The sequence below is a fragment of the Methylocystis parvus genome (assembly GCF_049675845.1).
GTDB lineage: Bacteria > Pseudomonadota > Alphaproteobacteria > Rhizobiales > Beijerinckiaceae > Methylocystis > Methylocystis parvus_A.
Map to the genome: position 1 here is coordinate 3,245,543 of NZ_CP187161.1, position 25,105 is coordinate 3,270,647.

General features: G+C 63.3%; 29 protein-coding genes. 12 read left to right on the forward strand and 17 right to left on the reverse strand.

All coding sequences use genetic code 11. The features are described from left to right. Positions 1-7: 7 nt before the first annotated feature. The 3 genes from ACPFMJ_RS16825 to ACPFMJ_RS16835 form a co-directional block, all read right to left on the reverse strand. On the reverse strand, positions 8-1,081 hold the full coding sequence (locus ACPFMJ_RS16825; protein ID WP_424361079.1) for a tyrosine-type recombinase/integrase: 1,074 nt from the start codon (positions 1,079-1,081) through the stop codon (positions 8-10). Further along, a complete protein-coding gene (locus ACPFMJ_RS16830; protein ID WP_424361080.1) occupies positions 1,078-1,314 on the reverse strand; it encodes a hypothetical protein in 237 nt (78 codons plus the stop codon). The genes ACPFMJ_RS16825 and ACPFMJ_RS16830 overlap by 4 nt, the downstream gene beginning before the upstream one ends. A gap of 264 nt (positions 1,315-1,578) precedes the next feature. After that, positions 1,579-3,606, reverse strand: a complete 2,028-nt coding sequence (locus tag ACPFMJ_RS16835) for a prohead protease/major capsid protein fusion protein (protein WP_424361081.1) — start codon at positions 3,604-3,606, stop codon at positions 1,579-1,581. 45 nt (positions 3,607-3,651) lie between these two features. Between ACPFMJ_RS16835 and ACPFMJ_RS16840 the strand changes: the two genes are divergently transcribed. Beyond that, the gene (locus ACPFMJ_RS16840) at positions 3,652-4,290 is read left to right on the forward strand and encodes a hypothetical protein (protein WP_424361082.1); all 639 of its coding nucleotides are present in this window, start codon (positions 3,652-3,654) and stop codon (positions 4,288-4,290) included. Between the two features lie 156 nt (positions 4,291-4,446). On the opposite strand, the gene ACPFMJ_RS16845 is transcribed toward ACPFMJ_RS16840, so the two are convergent. Together ACPFMJ_RS16845 and ACPFMJ_RS16850 are read right to left on the reverse strand one after the other, a co-directional pair. Then, the gene (locus tag ACPFMJ_RS16845; protein WP_424361083.1) at positions 4,447-4,851 is read right to left on the reverse strand and encodes a hypothetical protein; all 405 of its coding nucleotides are present in this window, start codon (positions 4,849-4,851) and stop codon (positions 4,447-4,449) included. Continuing rightward, positions 4,848-5,180 carry a hypothetical protein gene (locus ACPFMJ_RS16850; RefSeq protein ID WP_424361084.1) on the reverse strand — a complete coding sequence of 111 codons (333 nt, stop codon included), beginning with the start codon at positions 5,178-5,180 and terminating at the stop codon, positions 4,848-4,850. Before ACPFMJ_RS16850 ends, ACPFMJ_RS16845 begins: the two co-directional genes overlap by 4 nt. 261 nt (positions 5,181-5,441) lie before the next feature. On the opposite strand from ACPFMJ_RS16850, the gene ACPFMJ_RS16855 reads away from it, so the two are divergent. Both ACPFMJ_RS16855 and ACPFMJ_RS16860 read left to right on the forward strand, forming a co-directional pair. Continuing rightward, positions 5,442-5,693 carry a transcriptional regulator gene (locus ACPFMJ_RS16855; RefSeq protein ID WP_424361085.1) on the forward strand — a complete coding sequence of 84 codons (252 nt, stop codon included), beginning with the start codon at positions 5,442-5,444 and terminating at the stop codon, positions 5,691-5,693. A gap of 156 nt (positions 5,694-5,849) precedes the next feature. Further along, on the forward strand, positions 5,850-7,004 hold the full coding sequence (locus ACPFMJ_RS16860) for a Fic family protein (RefSeq protein WP_424361086.1): 1,155 nt from the start codon (positions 5,850-5,852) through the stop codon (positions 7,002-7,004). 82 nt (positions 7,005-7,086) lie between these two features. On the opposite strand, the gene ACPFMJ_RS16865 is transcribed toward ACPFMJ_RS16860, so the two are convergent. Both ACPFMJ_RS16865 and ACPFMJ_RS16870 read right to left on the reverse strand, forming a co-directional pair. Next, a complete protein-coding gene (locus ACPFMJ_RS16865) occupies positions 7,087-7,725 on the reverse strand; it encodes a hypothetical protein (RefSeq protein WP_424361087.1) in 639 nt (212 codons plus the stop codon). A gap of 479 nt (positions 7,726-8,204) precedes the next feature. Further along, positions 8,205-9,797, reverse strand: coding sequence for a DNA primase family protein (locus ACPFMJ_RS16870; protein WP_424361088.1), 1,593 nt, complete (start codon positions 9,795-9,797; stop codon positions 8,205-8,207). Between the two features lie 913 nt (positions 9,798-10,710). Here ACPFMJ_RS16870 and ACPFMJ_RS16875 point away from each other — a divergent pair. From ACPFMJ_RS16875 to ACPFMJ_RS16895, 5 genes are all read left to right on the forward strand, one after another. Then, a complete protein-coding gene (locus tag ACPFMJ_RS16875) occupies positions 10,711-11,133 on the forward strand; it encodes an SxtJ family membrane protein (protein ID WP_424361089.1) in 423 nt (140 codons plus the stop codon). 16 nt (positions 11,134-11,149) lie between these two features. After that, positions 11,150-11,299 (forward strand): DUF5989 family protein, encoded by a 150-nt coding sequence (locus ACPFMJ_RS16880; RefSeq protein ID WP_424361090.1) that lies wholly within the window; start codon positions 11,150-11,152, stop codon positions 11,297-11,299. Between the two features lie 9 nt (positions 11,300-11,308). After that, entirely contained in the window at positions 11,309-13,144 is a 1,836-nt protein-coding gene (locus ACPFMJ_RS16885) for a carbamoyltransferase family protein (protein ID WP_424361091.1), read from the forward strand. Between the two features lie 17 nt (positions 13,145-13,161). Continuing rightward, the gene (locus tag ACPFMJ_RS16890) at positions 13,162-14,316 is read left to right on the forward strand and encodes a hypothetical protein (protein WP_424361092.1); all 1,155 of its coding nucleotides are present in this window, start codon (positions 13,162-13,164) and stop codon (positions 14,314-14,316) included. A 185-nt stretch (positions 14,317-14,501) separates the two neighbouring features. Next, a complete protein-coding gene (locus ACPFMJ_RS16895; protein ID WP_424361093.1) occupies positions 14,502-14,996 on the forward strand; it encodes a hypothetical protein in 495 nt (164 codons plus the stop codon). A gap of 94 nt (positions 14,997-15,090) precedes the next feature. Here the strand turns inward: ACPFMJ_RS16895 and ACPFMJ_RS16900 are convergent, their stop codons facing one another. The 6 genes from ACPFMJ_RS16900 to ACPFMJ_RS16925 form a co-directional block, all read right to left on the reverse strand. Beyond that, positions 15,091-16,173, reverse strand: coding sequence for a hypothetical protein (locus tag ACPFMJ_RS16900; protein WP_424361094.1), 1,083 nt, complete (start codon positions 16,171-16,173; stop codon positions 15,091-15,093). Between the two features lie 144 nt (positions 16,174-16,317). After that, on the reverse strand, positions 16,318-16,689 hold the full coding sequence (locus ACPFMJ_RS16905) for a hypothetical protein (RefSeq protein ID WP_424361095.1): 372 nt from the start codon (positions 16,687-16,689) through the stop codon (positions 16,318-16,320). Between the two features lie 129 nt (positions 16,690-16,818). Further along, positions 16,819-17,124: a hypothetical protein gene (locus ACPFMJ_RS16910; RefSeq protein WP_424361096.1), complete on the reverse strand. Its 306-nt coding sequence runs from the start codon at positions 17,122-17,124 to the stop codon at positions 16,819-16,821. Positions 17,125-17,333: 209 nt separating this feature from the next. Then, positions 17,334-17,882 (reverse strand): hypothetical protein, encoded by a 549-nt coding sequence (locus tag ACPFMJ_RS16915; protein WP_424361097.1) that lies wholly within the window; start codon positions 17,880-17,882, stop codon positions 17,334-17,336. Next, positions 17,879-18,670, reverse strand: a complete 792-nt coding sequence (locus tag ACPFMJ_RS16920; RefSeq protein WP_424361098.1) for a hypothetical protein — start codon at positions 18,668-18,670, stop codon at positions 17,879-17,881. Before ACPFMJ_RS16920 ends, ACPFMJ_RS16915 begins: the two co-directional genes overlap by 4 nt. Positions 18,671-18,738: 68 nt before the next feature. Beyond that, entirely contained in the window at positions 18,739-18,945 is a 207-nt protein-coding gene (locus ACPFMJ_RS16925; RefSeq protein WP_424361099.1) for a DUF2905 domain-containing protein, read from the reverse strand. A 510-nt stretch (positions 18,946-19,455) separates the two neighbouring features. Here ACPFMJ_RS16925 and ACPFMJ_RS16930 point away from each other — a divergent pair. After that, positions 19,456-20,139, forward strand: a complete 684-nt coding sequence (locus ACPFMJ_RS16930) for an alpha/beta hydrolase (protein WP_424361100.1) — start codon at positions 19,456-19,458, stop codon at positions 20,137-20,139. Positions 20,140-20,220: 81 nt separating this feature from the next. On the opposite strand, the gene ACPFMJ_RS16935 is transcribed toward ACPFMJ_RS16930, so the two are convergent. Further along, entirely contained in the window at positions 20,221-20,574 is a 354-nt protein-coding gene (locus tag ACPFMJ_RS16935; protein WP_424361101.1) for a hypothetical protein, read from the reverse strand. 125 nt (positions 20,575-20,699) lie between these two features. On the opposite strand from ACPFMJ_RS16935, the gene ACPFMJ_RS16940 reads away from it, so the two are divergent. Genes ACPFMJ_RS16940 through ACPFMJ_RS16950 form a run of 3 tightly spaced genes read left to right on the forward strand, consistent with a single transcriptional unit; the run spans position 20,700 to position 23,230 of the window. Beyond that, positions 20,700-21,464 (forward strand): LamB/YcsF family protein, encoded by a 765-nt coding sequence (locus ACPFMJ_RS16940; RefSeq protein WP_424363897.1) that lies wholly within the window; start codon positions 20,700-20,702, stop codon positions 21,462-21,464. After that, positions 21,465-22,235, forward strand: a complete 771-nt coding sequence (locus ACPFMJ_RS16945) for a 5-oxoprolinase subunit B family protein (protein ID WP_424361102.1) — start codon at positions 21,465-21,467, stop codon at positions 22,233-22,235. Continuing rightward, positions 22,232-23,230, forward strand: a complete 999-nt coding sequence (locus tag ACPFMJ_RS16950; protein ID WP_424361103.1) for a biotin-dependent carboxyltransferase family protein — start codon at positions 22,232-22,234, stop codon at positions 23,228-23,230. The genes ACPFMJ_RS16945 and ACPFMJ_RS16950 overlap by 4 nt, the downstream gene beginning before the upstream one ends. Before the next feature lie 117 nt (positions 23,231-23,347). Here the strand turns inward: ACPFMJ_RS16950 and ACPFMJ_RS16955 are convergent, their stop codons facing one another. The 3 genes from ACPFMJ_RS16955 to ACPFMJ_RS16965 all read right to left on the reverse strand — a co-directional run bounded on the left by ACPFMJ_RS16955 (position 23,348) and on the right by ACPFMJ_RS16965 (position 25,104). Beyond that, positions 23,348-24,163 carry a DUF5765 domain-containing protein gene (locus ACPFMJ_RS16955; protein ID WP_424361104.1) on the reverse strand — a complete coding sequence of 272 codons (816 nt, stop codon included), beginning with the start codon at positions 24,161-24,163 and terminating at the stop codon, positions 23,348-23,350. Positions 24,164-24,280: 117 nt separating this feature from the next. After that, positions 24,281-24,634: a hypothetical protein gene (locus ACPFMJ_RS16960; RefSeq protein WP_424361105.1), complete on the reverse strand. Its 354-nt coding sequence runs from the start codon at positions 24,632-24,634 to the stop codon at positions 24,281-24,283. Between the two features lie 38 nt (positions 24,635-24,672). After that, positions 24,673-25,104 carry a cupin domain-containing protein gene (locus ACPFMJ_RS16965; protein ID WP_424361106.1) on the reverse strand — a complete coding sequence of 144 codons (432 nt, stop codon included), beginning with the start codon at positions 25,102-25,104 and terminating at the stop codon, positions 24,673-24,675. Between the last annotated feature and the right edge of the window lies 1 nt (position 25,105).

A 25,105-nucleotide genomic window follows, 5' to 3' on the forward strand; every position in this document is an offset into this window, starting at 1 on the left:
ACTTCTCTCAGTCAAGTTTGACAAGTTTCGTTCGCCGCTTGTTCAATTCGGCGTCGAATGAAGCGACGACGCCCCGCATCTTCGGCCGAAGGTCGGCGCCCCGCGCATAGCGCCGCGCCATCTCAATCGTTTTTTGCCCGAGCGCGTCCGCGATGGTTCGCTCGTCGCATCCCGCCTCGCGAAGGATAACCGCCACGGTGTGGCGCAGCCCGTAGAGCGTGAGGCCGGGACCTATCGCGCCGTCAGCCTCCAAGCGCATGCGCAGAGTGCGCCAGGACGCCCGGAAGCCGTCCAGCGTCCAGGGGCGGCCCGTTGAGCTGGCGCAGAGCGTCACCGCGTCATGACGAGGCGCGGCGCGCAAGATCGCGTCCAGCGGCGCCGGGACGGGCCAGAAAACAGGTTCCCCCGTCTTCGCGCGCTTCGTCCCAATCTCGCCGTCGCGCCAGTGACTGCGCGGGAGCGAGAGCGCGTCCTTCGGGCCCAGTCCCGTCATCATCATCATGGCGATGGCGGGGAGCATATGCGCCGGCGCGGCGTCGAGAACCGCGTGGCGCTCGGCGTCGCTCCAGGGCCGGTTTGCGTCGGGCGCGCCCTTCGGCCGGCGAATCGCCTTGATCCCCGAGGCAGGATTATCGGCAAGATAGCCGCGCTCGCGCCCCCAGCCGAAGACGACGGAAAGCGTCGCCTTGAGGTAGTTTCCGAAGCGTCGGCCTTTCGTCGCCGCCGCTCTGTCGCGGATGCGCACAACCAGCGGCCGATCGAGCCGCGCAAGGGGCGTGTCGGCGATCGGCCGCAAATAGTCGAAATGCTTTTGGTAATCGGCCTGCGTCCTTGGCGCGAGGTCCAGAAAGGCCGCCGACGCGCGATAGTCGCAGATCAGCATTCCCAGCGACCCCGGCTTTTCCTTCGGCGTCTGCGCCTCCTTCAAAGCGACGATGCGCGCGCATTCGGCGATGAATTCCGCCGAGCCGAGCGGGAAGCGGGTCAAGTCGATCGGCGTCCGCGACTTGCGATGGTAACAGCGCCAGCGCCCATGCCGATCCTTGAAGAGCTGAAAGCCCTTGAGCTTTATGCGCGTCATTCGAGCCTCGACACAATGTCATCCGCGTCGCCCGATGATCCGCCTTTTAGGGCGTCGAGCCAAACATCGAGGTCTTTGACGTCGAAACGCAAATCGCCATTTGGAAAGCGCACAGGCTGGACGGTGCACTCAGCTTCAAATCGCTTGACCGGACGGCCGCAATGATGCGCGGCCTCCGCCTTGGTCAGCATCCGCTTGGGAATGATGTTGAGTTGCACTGTCGCGCTGGCCACGTCTTCGCCCTCGTGCGTTTTTCAAATGGCGCTCGCGCGTCCGGCCGTTACATCCACGGTCAGGACGCGCGAGCTGCGCGCCTTGCGCCGGTAAGGTGCGAAGCGCGGCGCCCGCGCTGGCGGTTGCAAGACCAGGCGGGAGCTACGGCCTTGCGCAATTGAACCTTTGACAGATCCGCCCGTGAGAGCCGGAAATAGTCGGGGGAGGCATTGCGCTTATCGTTATTGGACTGGCCGTTTCGCCCTCAGAGGCCCCCCGAATTCTTAGTTGCCCGGATTGAGATAGGTGCCGCGCCAATCGGTCGCGCCGCAGCCGAAATCGAGGATCGCGCGAAACTCGACGCCAAGCGTCGTCCAGCCGTCGCGCGTCTCAAGGATCGGGCCATTGCGTCCATTCAGGAAAGCATGGCTGATAATCGACTGCTGAGCCGGATCGGCGAAGACGCGCCAGGCGTTGCCCGTCAACCGTGGCTCGACGAGAACTTCCAGCTTCCCGGCGAATGGATTGGCGTTGCTGACCTGGTTCGCGAGGATCTGCGAAATTGCCTGCTCGGCCTCGGTTTCTTTGGCGGGACCCACGACGAGGAAACGCGGCGTGAGGCCGATCGGCGTCTTGCCGTCGAGGCCTTTTGTTTCGCGAAGCGCCTGGCGCGCGGCTCCGAGCGTGTCGACGGAGATCGCCGCGCCGGCCGCCGCCTTATTGCCGCGCGCGGTCGTGAACAGCGCATTTCCGTCCGAAAGATTCACGCCGTTGCCGGCGTTCGCCGTGAAGAGCGCGACCATTTGGCCCGCGGCCGTCTCGCCGGCCGCGCGGCCGAAGGCTTGCAGAGAATCGGCGAAGGCGGAAAGATCGTCATTCAAATAAGCCTGACGGCTGAGCGAGAAGAGGCGCGCGAAGGTCTTCACGCTGAATGCCTCGGCCTCTTCGCCGCGCGATCCATATTTGACTTCGCCGCTTTCCTTGATCTCAAGCAGCTCAGGCGCTTCAGAAAGCCTCAGTGTGTTCACCGGCCGGAAATCCGCGCTCATGCGCTGGCGGCTCAACAGCATCATAGGCGACTGCGCCATTTGATAAGCATCCAGCAGCACGCGATTGCCGGCCCCAAGCAGGAGGTTTGGAAAATCGCTTGTCGTGTGCGCAGCGCGCGCCCCGCCGCCGGGCCAGCGGCCAGACGCGCGCGAAAGCCAGGAACGACGCTCGCCATCAGCTTCCGCAAGAATATCCTCATAGTCCCCAAGCCGGGCGCCGACGAACTGACGGGCCGCGCCTTCCGGTTGCCTGCCGGACATGCGCGCATAGAGCGCGTCTTCGAGCGTCTGACGAACAAACGCAGGATTATCGAGCGTTTCGGTGTTCCCGTGCATCTGAATATGTCCTCTGGTGTCGATGGTTTCTCGACCGCTGCCGGCCACACCGTTCGGCCCGCCAATGTCGAAATTCTGCGCGTTGGCGCGGCGCGCCTCGGTCACGGCCGTCATGATCTCGCGCTCGCTGCGGCCTTGGCGGATCATGCGTTCCGCGATGTCGCGATGGCCGTAGAATTCAGCGCGCTCAGTGAGAGCGTCCGCGGCGCGCACCGTCCACTCGACGCGGTCTTGCGAAGCGACCGACACGCGTCGCGGGTCTTCGTCGTCTTCCGCCCCTCGGATCATGGCGCCGGGGTCGGCCGGAACGCCGACAAGAGAAGCCTCCATCAAGGTGATTTTGTCGGCCCGCCATGTGTCGACGTCGCCGCTCGATACGAGAGTCCACTGATCGACCCGGTAGCCGATCGAAACGCCCTTGAGGTGTCCGGCCGCAATGTCTGCTTCGACTGCGCGCGCAGCATCCGACTCCCCGAGCAGCACGCGGCCGACAAGCAAGCTATTTTCGAACCGCACGTCGACGAGCGTGCCTAGCACGGCTCCAACCGTGCCTTGATTGTGCGAATCGAGCAATTTCACCTGCCCGAGCGCAGAGCGCGAAAGGTCCCAGGCGTCGGGGGAGCTGTTGAGCTGTTCGACCATGCCGAAGCGCTTCACGTCGGCAAAGCTCGAAAGGATCACGTCGAAACTTCGCGTCTTCACATCGTAAGAGCCCGGCGTCACGCTCGCGGCGCGTGACTGGTTCGCGGCAGGCGGCCCGCCGCGCTTCGCGTTATCGCCCTGCGCGGCGCGCGTCATGATGGCCGGCGAGGCGGTGGAAATATCGACTGGCGCCAGCCTCGGCGCGAGGATGACGTTGCGGCGCGGCGCGGTCGTCACGCGGCGGCGCTTCTTTTCGACGTGGAAAGTTTTCGTGGTCGTTTTCATGGGGCGCCCTCAGTCCTGCAGAGCAGCGTGATTGTCGCGGCCGTAATGAACGCGACGCGGAGGGAATTTCAGGCCATTCGCCTCGGCCCGGCGCGCGACGTCCTCGACCACCGCATGAAGGTTGAAGGTGAATACATGATGCAGGCGGGCGTAAGGGTCTTGCCGCAGCCTCGCCTCTTCTTCGGCGAGCGAGGCGCCGAGTTGAAGGATACTGCCGTGCTTTTTCCAGAAGATGCTGAGACCGCCGGCAAGTTCGCCAGAGTCATAGCGAGCGACAACAAGCGCAAGCCACAGATCCGAGCCGCGATCAGTCCAAAAGCGGGACCGCTCCTGAAGCGTGCGGACTTCGGCGCGCCATTTATCGACAGCATCGCTGGAATCTTGAGCTTCTCTCGCACCAGTTTCCCATGCTTCCGGGACGAACATATCCTCGATAACGTCGCGAACATCGTCGATCGCGGTGATTGTGTCTCGCATTGGCGGGCCTGCGAGGTCACCCGTGCCGTCGAAGACAGCGCATGCGAGCGAGAGGATGACGCATTCGATATGGTCGTATCGGCGATGTGCACCCGCCGGACTGCGAAGGTTCCCAAGCGGAATGCCTCCGCTGGCCGCCGAACGCGCGAAAAGCTGATTGATTCGGACCTGGGAGAGGCCAGCGATCTTCGCTGCGTCTCCGCTTGAATAGTTCATTGCGGGCTTCCTTGATACGGAGCTATCAGAGAATAGATAGCAGCGCGCCTCCGGCTGCGTCAAGATAAACTACGTTTCCCGTATCAGATTTGGCTGTCTTACACAGACGGCGCGACGCGATCGAAGCCCCTGCCGGCGTCAGGAGGATCATAAGACGGCCCCGGCCCAGCAGCCGATTTGCTCGGCCACCCCGTCCGCATCCGCGATGCCGTCCTCTGCCGGGTCTTTCTCAAGCTCGTCGTCCTCTACGTCGGACTCGGCGACGGTATCGCCCTCAAATTCTGCGGTCCCGTCGCTGAAAGCGTCGGAGCGGTAGGCGTTTGTCTGGTCGATGGCGTGAGTTCCTCCAAGGTCTTGCTCTTGGTCAAAGCCGTCCTCCTCGTCCGGCTCCTCTTCGAAATCGGCGTCGCCGTCGATTTCGTCGAGAAGGAGCATGAGGCTCTCGATGGCGTCCTCGATCAGGCTCCGCATCGGCGGCCTGAATTCAAGGAAGACGCGCGGCTCCTGGCGGAAGCGGTTGTCGTTTGCGATGCTCAGGAGCGTCCCCTTCAAACTGCGATCGGATTTGGAAGCGCGAGAAGGTCAAACAGGATCGCATCGGCAAGCCTTTGATCCGTCGATGGAGGCCACAAGCACCCGAGCGGCGCACTGCCGGGCGACGAACCGCACAGCCCCTCAAACCTCTCGCCGTGGCACCAATTCAGCGCCTCCGCCTTGGCGCGTACGCCGGCGAGCGTTCGAGGGCGCGCTGCAATCAGCTGGTCGACGATCGCGCCGGTAGCATCGGCCGCGGCGCGATAGCGTTCTTCAAACTCGTCATCTCTTTCCAGCGCCAGCGCCTCCCTCTCCCGCGCCCACGCATCGTTGTAGGCGGCGGTCAATTGGAAGATTTCCGCGTCGTCTTGAGGCGCGGCCGATGCTTGCGCCGCAGTGGCGAGAGACCCAAAGACGGCCCCGGCGGGCCCAGCGGCCAGGAAGAGGCGGCGGGACGGAATTCGCGCAGTAGGCGCTTGGTCGGACATTGGGCAAACCTTTCCCGTTCGCGAAAACTGTGGTTTTCGCGCCTGTTTCCATTGGTGGAATTGCTCTAACGTGGTAGAAATCGCTCAGTATGGAGCCGTAGTCAAGGGGTTTCTACCACAGTGAGCGAAATGCGACAGATAACAGGAAGGCAGATTGCAGCCGCTCTTGGCCTATCGAGGCTGACTCAGGCCGAATTGGCCAAGGCCGCCAATATTTCAGTCCAGACCGTCGGCCGCATGATCGCCAGCGAAGGCCCCGCGAGCGGGATGGCGAACAACGTCGCCGCCGTGCGCTCCGCCCTCGAATCGGCCGGCGTCGAATTCATCCCAGAGAACGGCGGGGGGCCGGGGGTGCGGCTGAAGAAGGCGTGATGCCCCTTCAATCTAGGCATTCGTCTTAGCTAGGCTCATGATAGCAAAAGCAAAAAATCTCTAAGGATCATGTCCTCTGGGTGCAACAGCTGTTGATTAGTCACACTTTTTGCTCTAAAAAGTGTGACTATCTCTCGAAGTTGCACCCAGGAACCGATGGATCCCCTTAAATTCACCCGTCCGTCCGGGACACTCGTCCCGACGATTCAAGGCCAGAAGGCTTTCATTCCTTCTCAGCTACCACCTCAGTTAAACCTCACCGCTATCCAGCAAACTCTCTCGGAAGCCGATCAAAAACTAGGTGAGCTGAGAGGTATAGGGCGCTATCTCCCAAACCCTTTTCTGCTCATAAGGCCGTTGCAGCGTAAAGAGGCGATCGCATCATCGAATATCGAAGGCACATATACGTCGCTGCCCGAACTACTAATGTTCGAGTCTGGAGCCGATGACTCTCACCGCACTACGGTTGATACCAGAGAAGTGTATAATTACGTAACAGCGCTTCAAACCGGGATGGAGTTGTTAGGCGAGGTCCCGGTTTCAAATCGGATGATTTATGAGCTTCACAGAACCCTGCTTAGGGGCCTACCCAGAAGCCGGACGGGATATTACGAGGCGGGGCAGTATCGAACAGAGCAAAATTTCATCGGGAAGTCCAAAGACGTTTCCAAATCACGGTTTAATCCCCCGCCACCGCCCGTGCACTTAGAGTGCATGAGGGACCTGGAAGCTTTCATCAATGATGAGGCCATGGCAGGGTTGCCTCCACTGGTCTTTGCAGCGCTGGTTCACTATCAGTTCGAGACAATCCATCCATTTCCAGATGGAAATGGCCGTGTCGGCAGGCTTCTGATTCCTCTAATTTTGAGATCGAGACAGGTTATGGATCAGCCACTTTTGTATATGAGCCAGTATTTTGAGGATAATAAGGATGAATACACCGATCTAATGCTGAATGTTTCCTGTAACAGCGAGTGGATACAGTGGATATCGTTCTTTCTGCGAGGGGTAACGCAATCATGCGAGAAAACGATTGTTACAATACATAGAGTTATGGAGATGCAAGAGAACTATAAAGCTAAATGCCAGCAGGCGCGCTCATCTGCGCTGCTTATTAAGATTATCGACAAGCTTTTTGAGACCCTCCTTATAACTACACCTATGATTCAGGAGCTTACCGGCACAAGTTATACTGCTGCAAAAAATAATATCGGAAAACTTATCGAATGTGGTGTTATAGAGGAGTTAAAATATGATGGACGGACTAAATTCTATTTTTCAAAAGAGTTGACTAAGCTTTTCGAGTCCTAACTGGATTGATTGCCTTGAGACCCCTCGGGGCGGCCCCGCCATGGCGAATCCACGCCGGGCGGGGTTTCTTTTTGCGCGGCCGTTAGTTCGGACCCGGCGTTTCCTCCGGCGCGCCGGCGTTGGAAGCCAGCGCCGCCATATCGGCGGCGATCGCCCGCGATAGTTCGTCGACCTCGGCATTGAGGGCGACGCGCAAGGCTTCTTCGCCACCTCGAGCCGCAGCATAGAGCTGCCCGAACTTCGACTTGAGCGCCGAGATACGTTGCCCAAGCGCCGTCGCCGCCTTCACACAGGCTTCCTCGAGGTCGCGGGCGGGGACGAGCTCCGCACGGCGCTTAGCCAACTCCATTTCGGCGAGCGCGGCCTTTGCGTTCTTCTCGCGGGCGGCCGCGTCGTCATATGCCCCAGAGCGATCGTCGCCAAGCGGCGTTGCCATTGAAAGGATCGCGCCCGAGATCGGCTGCGCGATGGCCTCCATGGCCTCGGGGATCCTCGGGCGGTTCCGCAAATCCTGCGCCGGATCGTGTAGCGCCACTGCCAGGGCTTCGAAGGATGGCCGATGAATCAGGAGAACCTTTCCCGCCCTGCGCATTGGCACAGTGCCGCGCCGTGACAGCGAGCGGACTCGCTTCGAAATCGCCTGGTGGGACACGCCGCGCGCTTTGGCCAGGTCGCTCACAGAAACCCAGTCGGCGTTTTCATCTTTTGCCGCGTCGCCCATTTTCCTCCTCCGCAACCTCTTCCATAGCTGCAACCCGTCGCAACAGCCTATCAAGCAACACCAAACCCGCAACCCTGCGGAAAATTACAACTTCACTCCCACCCCCGCGCCCCGCCTCTACCGCAATAGTTTTGGCCGGGAAGGACCCGGCGCGAGGTCGCTCCATGTCTTTAAGGAGAGTTGTCACGTAACATGTTGATATTCCTTTCAATGGGAGGGTTGTAGAATTCACGGGAGGGTTACGGGAGGGTTACGGGAGGGTTAAGTGATTGAAAATAAAGCCAACGGGAGGGTTGGGAGGGTTTTGTGCATTGAAAGCCTATATGCGCGCACGCGCATACGCATATGCGCGGCTCATACGCAAAAACCCTCCCAACCCTCCCGTTAGGTTTAAAATCAACGAACTAACCCTCCCGTAACCCTCCCGTAACCCTCCCGCGACCCTCCCATTATCCTCCCTTATCCCACAGTGTTCGCCTTCAGTTCTCTTGTTCGTCGTATGGATATTGGCGACTCGCCTCGTAATATGGATCAGGCGCGGCCTGCTCCGTTCCCGCGGAGTTGAATGCGTCGGCTCCCTTCGTGAGCCGAATATCCAGCCAGTAGACATTGGAGTTCTTAAGGGAGCTGACGCCACGCTCGCGCATTGCGCGGCCGAATCCTGTCGGGGTCCATTGCCGCTCGCCATTGGCCTTGGCCCAGGCGCAGAAGACGCGATGCATCTCCGTCGAGATCACGCGCTCGCCGATGGCCAGCTCGGTGCAGACAGCGAGGAAGCGCCCGAGCGGGTCGCTATCCTCCCGGTAGGCGGTCGTGGCGTCGACGGCGCTTTGTGGCAGGACAAGGCCGTTTTGAAACCAGTCCGCCAGGCCGGCGAGGAAATGGTTGAGGATCCCTGAGGCTTCCTCGCCCAGTTTTTCCGAGAGGTGAGGATCGCGTCGTTCGGGCGGGATATAGACGGCCCAGGGAACAAGCAAGAGGCGATTCCAGATGCCCTCGTCAGTTCCCGTGACCTGAGGCTTGTAGTTGCCCGTTATGGTCAGTTTGAGCTGCGGGATGAAGGCGAAGTAATCCCGGTTCAGATGGCGCGCCTTGATCTGGTCGCCGCCCGTGAGCTGCTTTATCAGGCCCTCAGCCAGCTTTGAGCCCTTCTCCGGCTCGGTCGTAGTCAAGCAGCGCACGCCCGGCAGGTCGGCGAGGTCCGGCGTCGCCTGTCCTCCGGCCCGCGCCCGGCCGGAGTCGAGAAAGCTCTCGATCGGGATAGCGTCGCCATAGTCTCCAGCGACGTGGCGCAGCGCCGTCACCCAGACGCCCTTGCCGTTGCGGCCGTGCCCATAGTGGAAAGTCAGCTTTTGCTCCGACGTGTCGCCGGTCAGCGAATAGCCGCCCCATTGCGCCAGGAAACGCCGCGTTGCGGCGTCCGGCTGAACCTCTTCGAGAAACCGATCGAACTCCGGGCAACTCGCGCCTGTGTCGTAAACGACGGGGGCGAGCTTGGTAATCATGTCGCCCGGATCATGCGGCCGCAGATCCACGTAGCCGCCTTCCGGCCGCCGGCCGAAAACAAGCGTCCCGTTTTCGACGTTGAAGCGCATAGGGTCGCGGTCGAACCTCGAAACGGGCACGTCCAGCATACAAGCGGCGCGCTCCGAGAGGGCGCCCAGGCGGGCGCGCGTCTCGGAGGTGCGTCCGTGCTTTCGTAGAGCCTCCGAGAGAAGGATTTTCTTTCCCTTGCCGTCATCGATTTCATAATCGAGGTCGGTTCCTTCGATCGCAGCGGCTTCGTCTTGTATGGCCCGCACAGTTTCATGCTCAGCCTGGCGCATATACGCAGAGCCGAACGTGCGGGACCAACGCTTGCCGTCCCAGGCAATCCATCCCATCGCCTCGCAATGCAGGAGCTTTCCCCTATACCGCTCGGCAAACCGTTCGGCGTTTCCAAGATCCGTGCGAGGGAATCCGGCGAGGCGGCGATCGAGCTCGCCGCCACCTTCGGGCGGCGTTTTGTCCTTCCTGGGGAATTGCAGGATTTCGGCGCTCTCGACGGCGCGCACGATCTCATCGCTGCTCATGGCGCGGCTCCCGATTGGAGACAACGAGGCGCAGCGACGGGCGCCGGGGGGTGCGATTCGCGCGAAGGTCGGCCGCCCGCGTTTGCCTCTCGGCGTCCTTCAGCGACTTCGCTTTGCGGAGCCGATTGATCGGCGCGTGATGAGCCGACATCGAGGCGAAGAAAAGATCGATGCTGCGGCTCATCGCGCGGCCTCGGCGCTTGACGGAGGCGAGCTGCTGTGACAGCTTTCGTAGTCGAAAGCCCTCACTTTCACATCTGATTTTGCGCCGTTCCGGGGACCAGCCGGGACGGCGTTTTCTTTTACGGGCGGCCCGTCATGGTTTGACAAAGCGCGCGTAAGTCGCTGTTTTCTCGTCGCAGGTTTTACAGCCCGGAGAGCTACAAGTCTTTGATGCGGCGTTTTTGCCCGAGGCTTCCTAAACCGAAGGTCACAGGTTCGAATCCTGTCGGGACCGCCAGCCTGGCAAGCCAATGCGTCGAGATGCGCAAGGGGGCGGTTCCCTGCCTGCCCCTACCTCGCTCTGTGCGCCCTGCGGGCGTTCGAGCCCCGCCTCCTCCATAGCCGGCGCTCGAAGCGGTGGAAGTGCGACGTCGCCATTGCCGCCTATCGCGGACGATACCTCGCTGCCGTTTGTGATGCGAGCGCCCACGCGCGCACTCGGTTATTTGCGCAGTGCAGGATAAAGCTTGAGCGTTACTATAAGCTTCTTCTTCGCGTTGCGGGGCGCCGCAGGGGCCGGCATGGATGGCGACGCGATCTCATCATCAGAAAACATTCGCAAAGCAGCCCGGCGCTACGATTTTCCACAGGCGCATCTTGTCGAGGAGGCTTTGCGCTCCTGCGGTTGCGCCACGTCGATAATCTGGAATAAAAACGAACGAAAAGATTTTCGACTTCGCTTGGAAATGGAATGGCCGGACACGAAACGCTCAAATCCAGTCGCAAAGTCGAATTGGGGACAGATCGAAATTTTGGTCTGGTCTTTGCCGGCCTTTTTATTCTGATCGGCTTCTGGCCGGCGTTTCGTCATGCCGAGCCCGTGAGATGGTGGGCGCTGGGCCTTGGCGGGGTCTTTCTCGCTCTTGCGCTTCTTGCCGCGCATCTCCTGGCCCCGCTCAACAGGCTCTGGTTCCGCTTTGGCCTTTTGTTGCATTCCGTGATGGCGCCGCTCGTCATGGGCCTGCTGTTCTACGCGGCGGTGACCCCGGTCGGGCTCGTTCTCAGGCTGCTTAAAAAAGACCTGCTGCGACTCTCCCGCAGCGACGCCGAAAGCTATTGGATCGAGCGCGCCCCGCCCGGCCCGGCGAAAGACTCCATGGGTCAGCAATTCTGAATGAGGGAACCAAGCAATGTCGTTCTTGAGGGAGTTCGCGCTCTATCTTCGTAGCCGCAAAAAAATCTGGCTGGTGCCGCTGTTCGTTTTGTTCCTGATGTTCGGCGCCTTGTTCTTCCTGAGCCAGGGTTCCGTTGTCGCGCCCTTTATCTACACGCTGTTCTAAGGGCGCCCGATGCTCATTCTCGGGATCTCGGCCTTCTACCATGATAGCGCCGCAGCGATCGTTCGCGACGGCGAGATCGTCGCGGCGGCGCAGGAAGAACGGTTTACGCGCGTCAAGCACGACTCGGCCTTCCCCGAGAATGCGGTTCGATATTGCCTGGCCGCGGCGGGCGCTACCGGGTCGGAGGTCGACCATGTGGTCTTCTACGAGAAGCCGTTCCTCAAATTCGAGCGGCTTCTAGAGACCTACCTGGCCTTCGCGCCGAAAGGCTTCGAATCCTTCCGCAAGGCGATGCCTTTATGGATCGGCGAGAAGATCTTTCAGCGCGACATCATCGCCAAGGCGCTGAAGGCCGTCGATCTGGATCTCGCCAAGGACGAAAAGCTGCTTTTCTCCGAGCACCACTTCTCGCACGCGGCCTCGGCCTTCTATCCTTCGCCTTTCGAGCGCGCGGTCGTCCTGACGATGGATGGCGTCGGCGAATGGACGACGACCTCGGTCGCCAGGGGCGATGGCTCCAACCTTTCGATTTTCAAGGAAATCCATTTTCCTCATTCGCTTGGCCTGCTCTACTCGGCGCTGACCTACTACACGGGCTTCAAGGTCAATTCCGGAGAATACAAGGTCATGGGCCTCGCGCCCTATGGGGAGCCGAAATTCGCGAAGCTGATGCTCGACGAGCTGATCGACGTGAAGGCGGACGGCTCGTTCCGCCTCAACCTCGATTATTTCGATTACTGCACCGCGCTGAAGATGACGAACGACAGGTTCGACGAGCTCTTCGGCGCGCCGGCGCGCAAGCCGGAGGAGCGGCTCGACCAGCGTCACATGGACCTCGCGGCCTCTGTGCAGGCCGTGACGGAAGAAGTGGTGCTGCGTCTCACGCGCGCGCTCGCCGCGGAGACGGGCGAGAAAAATCTCTGCCTCGCGGGCGGCGTCGCGCTGAATTGCGTGGCGAACGGAAAGGTGCTGCGCGACGGCAGCTTCGACAATATTTTCGTGCAGCCCGCGGCCGGCGACGCGGGCGGCGCGCTTGGCGCCGCATTGGCGGCCTACCATCACCAGAAGCAGCAGCCGCGACATGTCACGCCCGGCAAGGACGGAATGAAGGGCTCTTATCTCGGTCCCTCCTACGATCAGGCGGAGATCGAGAAGCGTCTCGGCTCGGTTGGCGCGGAATATGCCGTGCTGGACGACGATGCGCTGATCGAGGCGACGGTCGAGGCGCTCGTCGCGGGCCAGGCGGTCGGCTGGCATCAGGGCCGGATGGAATTTGGCCCCCGCGCGCTCGGCGGCCGCTCGATCCTCGGAGACCCTCGCTCGCCGACAATGCAGAAGGCCCTCAATCTGAAGGTCAAGTTCCGCGAGAGCTTCCGGCCCTTCGCGCCCTCCGTGCTGCGTGAGCGCGTCGCGGAATGGTTCGAGCTCGATTGCGACTCGCCTTACATGCTGCTCGTCGCCAATGTGCGGCCCGAGCATTGCAGAACCATGTCCGCCGACGAACAGGCGCTGTTCGGCATCGACAAGCTCAATGTGCCGCGCTCCGATATTCCGGCTGTGACCCATGTCGATTATTCGGCGCGCGTCCAGACCGTGCACGCCGACACCAATCCGCGCTACCATCGCCTGCTGACGCGCTTCGAGGCGGCGACGGGCTGCCCGGTGCTGATCAATACGAGCTTCAACGTGCGCGGAGAACCGATCGTCTCGACGCCCGAGGACGCGTTTCGCTGCTTCATGGGCTCGGATATCGAATTCCTTGCCGTCGGCAATTGCGTGTTGCGAAAGAACGAACAGGATCCGGCTCTCGCGCTGGATTACAAGAACGCATTCGAACTCGACTGATCGGCGAAGTCCGCACGATGAATCCTCTTGTCGCCCTTGCCGCCCTGACCGGGCTCTCCGTCCTCGTCTCCCTCGGCCTTGGCGAAGTCGCGCTGCGCGTCTTCGATCCGAGCAAGATCCGCTCCGGCTGGATCGACGCCTGGGAGCTGAACTTCACGAAGGGCAAGTATTCCGAGGCCAATCAGCTCGGCTTTCGCGGCAAGCCCATCGACATCGCCGACGGCGATTTCGTCGTCGTGCTGATCGGCGACTCGCAGGTCGAGTGCTTTTCCTGCGCCGACCATCGTTTGCCCGAAGATGCGCTGCAGAAACATCTCGCCGAAGCCTCCGGCCGCGACAATGTGAAGGTCTTCTCGCTCGGCGTCTCCGGCTACGGGGCGGATCAGGAGCTTCTTGCGCTCCAATCCTATTTTTCGAAAGGCTACCGGGCCGACATGGTCGTGGTCTGGCAGACGCTCGGCAACGATCTCTGGAATGCGATCTTCCCCTCGCACTCGACGCAATTCGGCGCCGGTCATCTCAAGCCGACCTTCCGTCTCGACGCGCAGGGGAAGCTCATCGCGCCGTCGCGGCAGATCGGCGAGACTTTCTGCTCGTCCTATCTCCAGTGCATCTATTTCATTCAGCGCTATGGCAGCATCGACGGCTATTGGGAGCAATTCCTCCCGCCGCCCGCGCCGCCGATCGGCGCGCCGGCCCCCGGCGACGCTACGCCGATCGTCGAGACCAAGGACTCGATCGATTACGAGAAATCGCCCTGGAGCCTCTGGCTCGAACCATCGAGCGAGAGGAAGCGCTACAGCATTGCGCTGACCCGCGCGCTCTATGACGAGATGCGCTCGGAGGCGGCGCGCCACGGCGCGCGCTTCGTCCTGTTCGACGTCGACCGCTCGACGGATGTCGGCCTCGCGGAGTTGTCGAAGTTTCCATACTTCAAGAGGGAGCCGCAATATGTGCGGTTCAAGGACAGGCTCTATCGCTCGGGCGGCATCGCGACTTATCTCGCGGCAAGCCGTGAGCTGAATGAGGGCTTCGATTTCATCATGGTCGCCATCGACGCGCCGAACCATGTCGTTTCCGTGGACGACCCGCATTTCAACGAGAACGGCAATGACAGGGTCATGTCGCTGGTCGCCGGGCAGATGAAGGCGCGCGGCTGGCTGGGCCGCTGAATACAATCAAGCACGCCCTCATCGAGGCGGACCGCTTAACGCGACGCAACGCTTAACGCGCCGCGACGCTTGGCGACCCTCGATTTGTCGCGCTTCCCTCGCCGGCGCAGCCGCGGCTGGCAATAATCGCAAGAGCTGGCTAAGCTTCGTGCGGAGGGGCGTCCTTTTTCTACAGGAGCGCAAAGATGCTTCGGAAAATCGCTCTCACTGGCGCGTTGACGGCCGCGCTTATCCTGCCGGGAGAAGCCCTTGCCTGGGGGCATGGCGGAAGCTTTGGCGGCGGCGGCCATTTCGGCGGTTTTGGCGGCGGCCGGCTGAGCAGCGGCGGCTTTGGCGGCGGCCATATTGGCGGCTGGGGCGGTGGCTGGGGCGGCGGCCCGCGCTTTGGCGGCGGCTGGGCCGGCGGAGGTTGGGGCGGCCATGGCTGGGGTGGCGGCTGGGGCGGCGGCGGCTTTGGCCGCGCCGGCTATTGGGGCCATCCGGGCTGGGGCTACCGCGGCTGGGGATATCGCCCCTACTACCGTCCCTATTATCGGCCCTATTACCGTCCCGTGTTCTACGGCGGCTATGGCTATGGCTGCTACCGCCCGCGCATGATCTGGACAGGCTGGGGATGGGCGCGGACCTGGGTGAATGTCTGCGGATATCCCGGCTGGGGCTATGGCGGCTGGGGTTGGTGACGCCCGTCCGCTGGATGGATCGCGAAACGCCCCGTTAGGTCGGGGCGTTTCATTTTGGAAATACCGAAGCTCTCGATTTGCCGTCGCCGCGGCCTTATCTGCCCGGCACGCGGCAGCAGGTCCGGCTTGAGCGGATCTGGGCTGCGCCGCTACTGTTGTTCTGCGCGGAGCAGGTTCCCCCATTAAAGAAGACGAACGGCATCTGCCAGATCGAGGATTCGCAATTGGTTGCGGTCTGCGTATAGCCAGCGGCACAGGCGGGCGCCGCGGAGTTTGCAACCGCCCCGGCGGGGACGGCTGTGATCGTAGCCGCCGTGTTCACGCATTCCAGCGCCGTCGCCTGCGGCGGCATGAAATAGCCGATGACGTTCATCGTGTAATTCACCGCCACTGTCGACTGGATGGCCAGCTCCAACGCGCATGATTGGCAGGAACGTACGATGAGGTCGCTCGTCGCGCCAAAGGAGCCAGCCGTGACCAGAATGCTGTTGCCCTGCTGGTAGCTCTGGTCGGCGCCGAACACCTTCACGACGCCGCTTCCCGCGGGATCGAGAACCGTGACGCTGACGACGAGCGCCGTCGTGAAGGAAGGGATGCCGCAATTGGCGGAGCCGTCGCCATTCGCCAATGTGCCCGTTCCGCCCTGTGCCGCGTAGCTGGAAATGTCCTCCACATCGATCTGGCGCGCGACATTCGGCGTCAGCGGCGAGGTGATCACGCGCGAATCCGCGATGCGGCAGCGACCGTTGGGCAGGGGCGTATAGGTCGTGTCGGCGATCGTCGATCCGAGCAGAGCGGGCTGCTCCGCCGCCGGCGCCGCGACCGAGAGGGACGAAGACGCCAGGCTGTTGATCGTCGCGCCGTTCAGCGCGGCGTGCATCGTCTCCAGCGACGGCGCGGTAGTGGCGCGCAGGAGATTGGCGGCGTCCGCCGCCGCCGCGGCCTTCAGCAGTTTCGACGACCATGCGCGGACGTCGCCATGCGGCGTCTTCTGAACCTGGTCCTGGAATTTGGAGACGAGCTCTCGCACGATCGCGCCGCGCTGGTCGGCGGAAAGCTGCGTCGGAGGCGGCGCGCCTGCCGACAGCGCCCCCACGCCGCCCGGCGCGTCGGCGGCGGAAGCTGTCGTCACTGCGAAGGCCGCAATCGCGGCTAGATAGAAAGTTCTGCGATTCATCTACCAATTCTCCATCCAATAATTGGAATCTTAAAGCCACGCTAGTGAATATCAAAGCTGCGCAGTAACAGTAGACGCCCGCAAACGCGCGTCCTGCTTAAGCTTTTGATTTGTTGGCTGGGACGTCGGCGTGCGAGGCCCGCGTCAGCGCGCCGGGGCGATGGCCAGCGACAATTTCCGGGCGCGTTCGTCCGGCAGCGGCGTGAAGTCGGCAGGCGCGTGCGCAGCAGCGGCCCGGCCTCTGAACACCATGAAACCATCCGTTGCGGCGTAAATGTCGCCGGCGCGCAAGGTCGGGTCTCGCATGATCGTCGTGACGCCGGGGGCGCGCTTCTCCCGGGGGGCGGGGGGCGCGTAGGACAGATAGACCTCCACGGCGCGGGCCGCGAAGGCGTCGTAATCCAGTCGCGCCCGCTCGACCCGGCGGCGCCACGCGGTGTGGGCGGGGGCCTGTCCGTCGTCTCCGTAGGAAAGCGCGAAACGATTTTCCTGCGCATGCGCGGGCGCGCTCGCCATGGCTGAAAGCCATGCTCCGCTTGCGAGAACGAGGGCGAGAGCGTTGCGCATGGAGAGGAAACGCGGCCGGGCGCTCAACGGTTCCCTGTCTGGCGCGCGGCGCCCTGACGACGCCGCGCTGGTCGACCGTTATTTTTCGCCCGAGCGCCACATCGCGCCGAGCGCAATGCCGGCGAGGGCCGCGAAGGCGAGGGCGGCGATAGGCTGCGCCCGGACGGTGGATTCGACCGTCGCGCGCCAATCCTCTATCGCTTCGCTCGCGCTGTCGGCGACCTGCTGACCCTGCTCGCGCGCGGCGGCGAGCGTCTTTGTGGCCTGCTCCATGCCCTGTTCGACCATGCGCCCCGCCTGATCGGCGGCGCTCGACGCCTGCTGGGCGACCACGGCCCCGATATTCTCGGCGTCGCGTTCCCGATTTCGCTTGAAGAGCTGCATGTCGGCATCCTCGGTACGTTGGCTTTTCCGCGATATGTCGCGTCAGCGAACAACCAGAGGCGACCGAGGGTTGTTCCTGACCGCAGGCGACAAAAAGCCCGCTGGCCATTTCGTGGCGCCCGGCGCCGTTTCACAAATCCGCGTTGCGCGCCAACGCGCGCACGCCGTCGCTCAAGCGCTCGAAATCGCACGTGCGAGACCTTCGCCGATCAGCGTTTTATGCGCGCCGCCCCGACGCTCCCGGCGGCGTTGTCGACAAGCAGCCGCGCTTCCTCATTCGCGCCCGCCACGCCGATCAACGCAGGCGCGGCTCCGCGCAAATCGAAAGCCATGAGCGCGGACGCCGCGCCGCCGCTTTCCTTGCGCAGATAGGAGACGCGCACGATCAGCCCGACGGCTTTGCCCGACGCATCGAGGCGCCACTCGGCTTTCTTCGCGCCGACGACATTCGGAAAGTCGCCGGGCGCGAAAGCGCCGACCATCGGCTTTTCGAGCGAGTAAAGTTTGTCGCCGCGTTCGACGACGAGGAAGCTGCGCGGATCGTCGTCGACGACATAGACGGAGTAGCCGGCGACGCCGTCGCAACGAAAGGCGCCCTGCTCGATCGTGCGGGAAGGCAATTTCAAATGCGGCGCCGGCGCGCAATCCTGCAGCGACGTGTAATCCGACTCGAATGTTTCGGCGCGCGCGGCGGTCGCGGCGAGAAGCGCCAAAAGCGCACTCGCCGTAAATTGACTCCTGCGAAAGACGCGCGTCATTCAACCGTCCTGATCGGTCGGTCCCGCATCTGAATGATCGGCTCGGGATCGACCGTGACGCCGCCGCGGAACGGATTGTCGAGCGCGGCGATGAGAAAGACGACCGCCCCGAGAAAGAGCGACGTTGTTACGCCGAGCAGCAGATGCACATGCCTCTCCATGTCGAAAAGGCACATCAGCAGCAGATAGAGGAACGCGCCGAGATAGACGATCGACCATAAGGGACCGGGTATGCCCGCGCTCTCGGCGGCGAGCAGCAGGCGTCGCTGCTCGATCATCACGTTCAGCTGACGGAACGTCTCCGTGTAAGCGACTTCTTCGCTCTTCGTGCGCGGTTCGAATTTCAGGACCTTGCCCATCATGCGACGCAGCGTAGGCGACGAGCCGGTGACGGTCGGCGTATTCGGGTCTTTCGGCCAATGCGTCTCGACGGCTTCGACGGCGTAGTCGTGCAAATCCTGTTGAAGCTCTTCCCGCAATGGCATCGGGAAGCCGTTGAGATCGTGATACAGCGTCGCGAAAGTCAGCGCCTTCTTCGAGACGGCGTCCTTTGCGGCGGAGAAATCCTGATAGGCTTCGACAGCGAGGAGGCCGAGCAGAATGCCGTAAAGCGCGGCGAAGCTCTGCAACGAGAAGCCGATCATGTCGTTGGCGTTGCGCCGTCCGTGGATCCATCGCCTCGAATAGGGGCGGCAGGCAAAAATTCCGATCGCCGTCGCCACGGCGAAGCCGCCGCAGAAAAGGACCGCCATCTGCGCCGTCGAGAATCCCTTGAGCACGTCGTACACAGCCTGTCTCCTTTGCCGTCATTAGGCGGCGGGAGCGGGGCGTTGTCAAAGCAAGCTCGCGAATTCGCTTAGCGATTCATTAGCCAGAAGAGGGCGCTCGCGACGATGCTGAGAAGCAGCGACGTCGCGAGCGGAATGAAAACGCGGATATTGCCGCGCTCGTAGACGATGTCGCCCGGCAGGCGCCCAAGCGTGACGCCGAAGCGCTCCGCCGCAATCCAGAGGAGCCCCGCGCATATCAATACAGCGCCGAGCAGTATCAGCATTTTGGGCATGACAGTCGTGTTCCCAGTCGCCTTGCGCGGCCCCTGCCGCACTAAGTGACATATTGTCGCGAATGCCGGATTCGCGAAGGCATTCGCTTGCAAAACATCGGTTACGCCGTTACCTCGCAAGTCAGGTTTCGAGCGGCGAAATTCGGCGCGCACATATAGGGTGCGACGAAATCGCTCAGCCGAATGGGGACGCCATGGCGCGTCTTTCGCAAGGGCCTGTCGAGACGCAGACGCCCTGAACCTGACAACAAGACGTCTCTCCATCCTCGCTGGACTGCGAAGCCCCGCGCGCGGCGGCGCGCCTTTATGAAAGGTTAAGACATGATGATGAGGCCGGATCACATTTGGATCGCGATGACGATGGTGAAGCATGGCACGCTCGCCGGCGCGTGCATCTATGCCGTCAAGCTCCTTCGTTTCGCTCTGCTCTGAGTCCGGAAACGTCTTTCGCTCTTGACCTTGGCGCGCTTACCCCCGACTAGCTATCGGCGATAAAGGGGAGCGCGACAAATGGCGGCGATCGACGGTCCGAGAGTTGCAGCGAAGTCCGGCAAGGCCCGGCAACTCGTTGTATTCCTGCACGGGTATGGCGCGGACGGCGCCGATCTCATCGAGATCGGGCGCCAGTGGCGCACTTTCCTCCCCGACGCCGATTTTGTCGCGCCGCACGCGCCCGAGCGCTGCGCCATGTCGCCCATGGGCCGGCAATGGTTTCCCCTCACGATGCGCGATCCCGAGGAGCGCTGGCGCGGCGTGATCGCCGCGCGCCCGACGCTCGATGATTTCCTCGACGAAGAACTGGAGAAGCGCGGCTTCGACGAGCGCTCGCTCGCGCTCGTGGGTTTCAGCCAGGGCACGATGATGGCGCTACATTCGGGCCTGCGCCGCCGCACGGCGCCGCGCGCCATTCTCGGCTATTCCGGCATCCTGGTGCTCGGGCCCGACCAGCCCGGGGCCGAGCGGCCGGCCCAGAACCCGCCGCCCAACGTGCTTCTCGTCCATGGCGAGGAGGACGAGCTCATCCCGGTCGACGCGATGATGCTGTCGGCGAATTCGCTCGCCGACATGAATGTGCCCACGCAATGGCACATGTCCGCCGGTCTTGGTCATGGAATCGACAATGCGGGCCTCATCCATGGCGCGCTGTTTCTCGCGCAGGCCTTCGGGGTGAAGGTGGAGTTCCCCCGGCGTTGAGCGCCGCCCTCTGACGCAGCGGCTTCCTTCTCCCGCAGACGGGAGAAGGAATTGCGTTCGGCGCTGGCGAAAGCCTTCGCCTTACTGGCGCGTCCACATCTCGGCGCCGATCTTCTTGCCGTTGTGATAGGTCCAGATGCCGGCCCAATTGTCGCCGTCCTCGCCATAGAGCGCGAGACCGGTGTCGCCGCCCGATTTGTAGCTGACGGCGAGGAAATTCTTGTCGCCAAGGCCGGTGCCGATAAAGACGGTTCCGCCGACATTCCAGGTCACTTTGTAAGTCTCGCCGGTCTTCTCGACCGTCACCGTGCCGGAGTAGGACGACTTGCCGTCGGGGTTCTTGCCCTCGACCGAATATTTGCCGACCGGATTGCCCGCGAAAGCCGCGGTCGCGAAAGAAAGGGCGGTCGCCAGGACCGCCGCGAAGATGCGCATGCTCGTTTCCCCCAGCCCACTCGGGGCGTGAGCTGAGCTGATCATAGCCAACAGGAAATGGCAATTGCACGCTGCGGCGCTGTCGTGTTGCGGCGCCGCGCGCTAAGATCGTTCCAATGACGACGATGCGGCATATCGATCTCAACGCCGATCTCGGCGAAGGCTTTGGCCCCTGGCGCATGGGCGACGACGCCGCCATGCTCGACGTGGTGACGAGCGCCAGTGTCGCCTGTGGCTTTCACGCGGGCGACCCCGACATCATGGCGGCGACTTTCGCGCTTGCTCGGGCGCGCGGCGTCGCCGTCGGCGCGCATGTCGGCTTTCCGGATCTCGTCGGATTCGGGCGCCGGCCGATGGCGATGACCGTCGTGGAGATCGAGCGGGCCGTCGCCTATCAGATCGGCGCCGCGCAGGCGCTCGCGGCCCACAGCGGGCATCGCGCGACCTATGTGAAGGCCCATGGCGCGCTCGCCAATATCGCCGAGCGGGACGCGGATGTCGCCAATGCGATCGCGCGCGCGACCCGGGCCGTCGACCCCTTCCTCGCGCTGCTCGCCATCGCGCTTTCGGAACAGGCGCGCGCGGGTGAACGCGCGGGGCTGAAAGTCGCGCATGAGATTTTCGCCGACCGCGCCTATGTCGATGACGGGCGTCTGCAACCACGCAGCCAGCCGGGCGCGGTCATCGCGGATTGCGACGCGGCGATTGCGCGCGTGCGCGACATGCTCAGCGAGAACGCGCTCATCACAATCACAGGCAAGCGCTTGCCGACGCCGATCGACTCCGTCTGCGTGCATGGCGACACGGCGCACGCCGTCGAGATGGCGCGCCGCCTGCGGGCGGGGCTGGAGGCGGAAGGCTACGCTCTGCGCGCCTTCGTCGAGGGCTAGATGCGTTACGATCGCCCGCGCTTTCTCGATCAGGGCGAGGCGGCGCTGACGGTGGAGTTCGGCGACGCGGTCCACGCGGAAATAAATGCGCGCGTGCTGGCGCTCGACGACGCCCTTCGCCGCGCGGCGCCGAAAGGCGTGAAGGAGACGACGCCGACATACCGCTCGCTGATGGTGCGTTACGAGCCGCTGGAGTTGCCGCGAACGGAGTTGATCGACTGGGTCAACGCCCTCATTGCGAGGAGCGACAGCGACGAAGCGATCCAAAGCGCGGACGCCCCTGGATCGCTGCGCTACGCTCGCAATGACGGCGCGAGCTGGATCATTCCCTGCTGCTACGATCCCGCCATTGCCGAAGACCTGGAGGAGGCCGCCGCCCTTCTCGGCCTTACCGCGCAAGCGCTTGCGGAAACCCACGCCAATGCCCGATATCGCGCCTACATGTATGGCTTCGCGCCGGGCTGGTGCTATCTCGGCGGGCTGCCGCAGGCGCTCGCCGTTCCGCGTCGCCTCGCCCCGCGCGCACCGACGCCGGAAGGCGCCGTGCTGATCGGCGGCGGCCTGTCGCTCATTGCGACCAATCCCATGCCGACCGGCTGGTATGTCGTCGGCCGCACGCCGGAGCGGCTCTTTTCGCTGCGCCGGGATCCGCCCTTCCTTGTTGCGCCGGGCGACGCCTTGCGCTTCGAGCCCGTGGACGCCATGACCTTCGCGGCGCTCGACGCACGGGCGGGGCAGGGCGAGATCGTCGCGCGCCGCGAGGCGCCATGAGCGCGCGGCTTCTCGTCCGCGCTGCCGGGCCGGGCGTCACCATTCAGGACGCCGGCCGCTTCGGCCATTCGCGCTTCGGCGTCACCCCGGCGGGGCCGATGGACGAAGCCGCTTTCATCGCGGCGACGCGCGCCGTCGGCGCCGACGCCGCGATCGAAGTCTCGCTCGGCGGGGCGGTTTTCGAGGCCGAAGGCGCGACGCTCGCCGTCGCCGTCGCCGGCGGCGCCTTCGACATCCGGCTCGACGGGACGATGCTGCCGCCCGCTGGCCTCTTTCCGCTCGAGCCGGGAGCCCGCCTGGTCATGCGGGCCGGAGCTTTCGGCGCCTGGTGTTATGTCGCCGTTGGCGCGCAGTTCGACATCGCCAAAGCGCTCGGTTCGCTCGCGACCCATGCGCGCTCGGGGATTGGTCCCAAGCCGCTCACGGCGGGCGACGCGCTGCCGCTCTCGGACCTCATGCCGCCGCCGCACGGTTCGCACGCGCTCGTCGCGCCGTGGCTGGTCCAAGACGACGCGCCGATCCGCGTCATGCTTGGGCCGCAGGACGACTACTTTCCGCCGGGCGCCATAGCGACGCTGCTCTCCGCGGAATGGCGCGTCGGCGCCCGCAGCGACCGCATGGCCTATGCGCTGGAAGGCCCGCGCCTCGCCCATGCGAAGGGCCACGACATCGTCTCGGACGGCGCAGCCATGGGGGCCATCCAGGTTCCGGGGTCGGGCGTCCCTTTCGTGCTGATGGCGGATCGCCAGCCCACCGGCGGCTATCCCAAGATCGCGACCGCGATCGGCGCTGATCTCGGGCGGTTGGCGCAACTGCGGCCTGGGGAGACGCTGCGTTTTCGCGCGGTCGATTGGGCGGAGGCTGTCGCGGCGCGGGGGGCGCTCAAAAACAAGATGGCGGCGGGGGCGATCGTGACGCCCCTCGCCGCCGAATTGTCATCCGAGAAATTGCTGGCCGTGAATTTGATCGGGGGCGTGGTGAGCGCCGGGGAGTGACCCCCTCCCTGTCCCTCCCCCGCTTCGCGGGAGAGGGGACGCTCACGATCTCCATTGTCGATGAAGGCGACAATCCTCGCCCTCTCCCGCGCGAGCGGGGGAGGGCTGGGGAGGGGGCTACTCCGCGGGCTCCTTGGCCATCGTCGTCTCGCCTGCCGAGGCAGGAACCGGCGCATGCGCGGCCTTGCGGCGCTTATGCCGCTTCCAGAGCATCATCCACCACGGATCGCCGACATGCAGGTGGTAGCGCAGCGGCGTCTTGATGATGGCGAGCACGAGGCCAATCGAGAACAGGCACCACACCGCCGGCCATTCATTGATGTTGTTCGTCGTGAGGCTCGCGAGCCATGGCCCGGCGACCCAGGAGAACAGGATGAAGCGCCAGCTGCCGTAGAGCGACGGGATGAAGAAGGCCATCATCGGATAGCCGATATAGCCGCGCCCGAGCGTGGCGTTGTCGGCCATGCTGTTGCCGATGCCGTTGGTCGGCAGCAGCCAGGCGATGTGCCATTCGCCGCGCACGGTGCAGAGCACCTCGCCGCAGAGCGGCCGGCCCAGCGCGCAATGGCCCGCCCAGCTGAAGGGATAGAGCTGGATCAGCATCAGGATCGCGGCGACGAAGCAGCCGAAATAGGCCCAGGGCGCGACGATGCGCGCGCTGTCCTTGGGCATGAAGTAGAGCGCCACGGCGTTGATGAAGAAAGGCTGGAAGGTGATGTGTAGATAACCGAACATGGTCATCATCTGATTCAGTGGCGAATCGCATTGATTCAGCACCGAATAGGCGACCGCCTGCAGCGACTCCATGCTCGCGAAATAGAGAAGGCAGATCCACAGGGCGAGCGGCTCCGGATCCTTCTTGAGCGCCGAATAGGCCGCGCCGGCGATGCCCGTCGCCGCCAAAACCGTCGAAGCTTCACCGCTCCAGCACATGGGCGTCGTTTCCTCTTCTTGTCTTTAAGCGCCCCGATACACTATCCGGCGACGGGCACAAAGCCCCACGCGTGGGCGCTCAGAAAATCCGCCTCGCGCCGGTTCGGCAAATCTCCGTCACCCCGGAGGCAGCCGTTCAAAGGCGAAGCCCGAGCCGACCGCTTCAAGCGATCCGGGTCCGAATCCGGCGAGCGCGGACTGTATCGCCGCGCTTGGCTGAACACCGATCACGCGCAGCCGAGTCCACGACGGATGGTGCATATCGACCGTGTCGAGGATATCCAGCAACATCTGCTCTCTGGATCCCGAGCCCGTGGCTCTGAAGGTCGTAACTCGTCCCGGAGGAGCCGGTTTTTTGGCCCAGAAGATTTCCGCGGCTCTGCGATTTATCGGCGTGTCGCATAGCCACACCGGCTGGATTTCTGCTTCGGCGTCGAGTCTTTCCGCGAACGCCGGGTCGACGACGATCAAAACATGCTCGCTCCCGAGCGGCATTTCTCAAACTCCACCTAAAATGGCGGCTCCCCATCCGGCGCAAGTTCAAAATGCGCGAATTCGAAGCCCGGCGCGACGGTGCAACCGACGAGCGTCCAGGCCCCGAGGCTTTTCGCGGATTGCCAGACCCCCGCGGGGACGATCCCCTGCGGGCGCTCGCCCGCGACGAGATCCGGGCCGAGCCGCAGAAGGGTCTTTCGGGCGCCGTCATAGAGCGACAGCTCCAGCGGCGCGCCGGCGTGCCAATGCCAGATTTCGCCGGCGTCGACCCGATGCCATTGCGAGACCTGCCCCGCCGGCAGCAGATAATAGATGGCGGTGCCGACCGAACGCCCGTCGATCTCGCGCGGGTCGCGGAAGGTCTCCTTGTAGAAGCCGCCCTCGGGATGCGGGGCGAGGCCCAGCAGGCGCGCGACTTGCTCGGCGGAGAGATTGGACGCGCTCATC

Excerpts from the sequence above, each read along its gene's own strand:
- ACPFMJ_RS16825 (WP_424361079.1), bottom strand. The coding sequence starts at position 1,081 with ATGACGCGCATAAAGCTCAAGGGCTTTCAGCTCTTCAAGGATCGGCAT.
- ACPFMJ_RS16835 (WP_424361081.1), bottom strand. The coding sequence starts at position 3,606 with ATGAAAACGACCACGAAAACTTTCCACGTCGAAAAGAAGCGCCGCCGC.
- ACPFMJ_RS16840 (WP_424361082.1), top strand. The coding sequence starts at position 3,652 with ATGAACGCGACGCGGAGGGAATTTCAGGCCATTCGCCTCGGCCCGGCG.
- ACPFMJ_RS16860 (WP_424361086.1), top strand. The coding sequence starts at position 5,850 with ATGGATCCCCTTAAATTCACCCGTCCGTCCGGGACACTCGTCCCGACG.
- ACPFMJ_RS16865 (WP_424361087.1), bottom strand. The coding sequence starts at position 7,725 with ATGGGCGACGCGGCAAAAGATGAAAACGCCGACTGGGTTTCTGTGAGC.
- ACPFMJ_RS16870 (WP_424361088.1), bottom strand. The coding sequence starts at position 9,797 with ATGAGCAGCGATGAGATCGTGCGCGCCGTCGAGAGCGCCGAAATCCTG.
- ACPFMJ_RS16875 (WP_424361089.1), top strand. The coding sequence starts at position 10,711 with ATGGCCGGACACGAAACGCTCAAATCCAGTCGCAAAGTCGAATTGGGG.
- ACPFMJ_RS16880 (WP_424361090.1), top strand. The coding sequence starts at position 11,150 with ATGTCGTTCTTGAGGGAGTTCGCGCTCTATCTTCGTAGCCGCAAAAAA.
- ACPFMJ_RS16885 (WP_424361091.1), top strand. The coding sequence starts at position 11,309 with ATGCTCATTCTCGGGATCTCGGCCTTCTACCATGATAGCGCCGCAGCG.
- ACPFMJ_RS16890 (WP_424361092.1), top strand. The coding sequence starts at position 13,162 with ATGAATCCTCTTGTCGCCCTTGCCGCCCTGACCGGGCTCTCCGTCCTC.
- ACPFMJ_RS16895 (WP_424361093.1), top strand. The coding sequence starts at position 14,502 with ATGCTTCGGAAAATCGCTCTCACTGGCGCGTTGACGGCCGCGCTTATC.
- ACPFMJ_RS16900 (WP_424361094.1), bottom strand. The coding sequence starts at position 16,173 with ATGAATCGCAGAACTTTCTATCTAGCCGCGATTGCGGCCTTCGCAGTG.
- ACPFMJ_RS16905 (WP_424361095.1), bottom strand. The coding sequence starts at position 16,689 with ATGGCGAGCGCGCCCGCGCATGCGCAGGAAAATCGTTTCGCGCTTTCC.
- ACPFMJ_RS16910 (WP_424361096.1), bottom strand. The coding sequence starts at position 17,124 with ATGCAGCTCTTCAAGCGAAATCGGGAACGCGACGCCGAGAATATCGGG.
- ACPFMJ_RS16915 (WP_424361097.1), bottom strand. The coding sequence starts at position 17,882 with ATGACGCGCGTCTTTCGCAGGAGTCAATTTACGGCGAGTGCGCTTTTG.
- ACPFMJ_RS16925 (WP_424361099.1), bottom strand. The coding sequence starts at position 18,945 with ATGCCCAAAATGCTGATACTGCTCGGCGCTGTATTGATATGCGCGGGG.
- ACPFMJ_RS16930 (WP_424361100.1), top strand. The coding sequence starts at position 19,456 with ATGGCGGCGATCGACGGTCCGAGAGTTGCAGCGAAGTCCGGCAAGGCC.
- ACPFMJ_RS16935 (WP_424361101.1), bottom strand. The coding sequence starts at position 20,574 with ATGCGCATCTTCGCGGCGGTCCTGGCGACCGCCCTTTCTTTCGCGACC.
- ACPFMJ_RS16940 (WP_424363897.1), top strand. The coding sequence starts at position 20,700 with ATGCGGCATATCGATCTCAACGCCGATCTCGGCGAAGGCTTTGGCCCC.
- ACPFMJ_RS16945 (WP_424361102.1), top strand. The coding sequence starts at position 21,465 with ATGCGTTACGATCGCCCGCGCTTTCTCGATCAGGGCGAGGCGGCGCTG.
- ACPFMJ_RS16950 (WP_424361103.1), top strand. The coding sequence starts at position 22,232 with ATGAGCGCGCGGCTTCTCGTCCGCGCTGCCGGGCCGGGCGTCACCATT.
- ACPFMJ_RS16955 (WP_424361104.1), bottom strand. The coding sequence starts at position 24,163 with ATGTGCTGGAGCGGTGAAGCTTCGACGGTTTTGGCGGCGACGGGCATC.
- ACPFMJ_RS16965 (WP_424361106.1), bottom strand. The coding sequence starts at position 25,104 with ATGAGCGCGTCCAATCTCTCCGCCGAGCAAGTCGCGCGCCTGCTGGGC.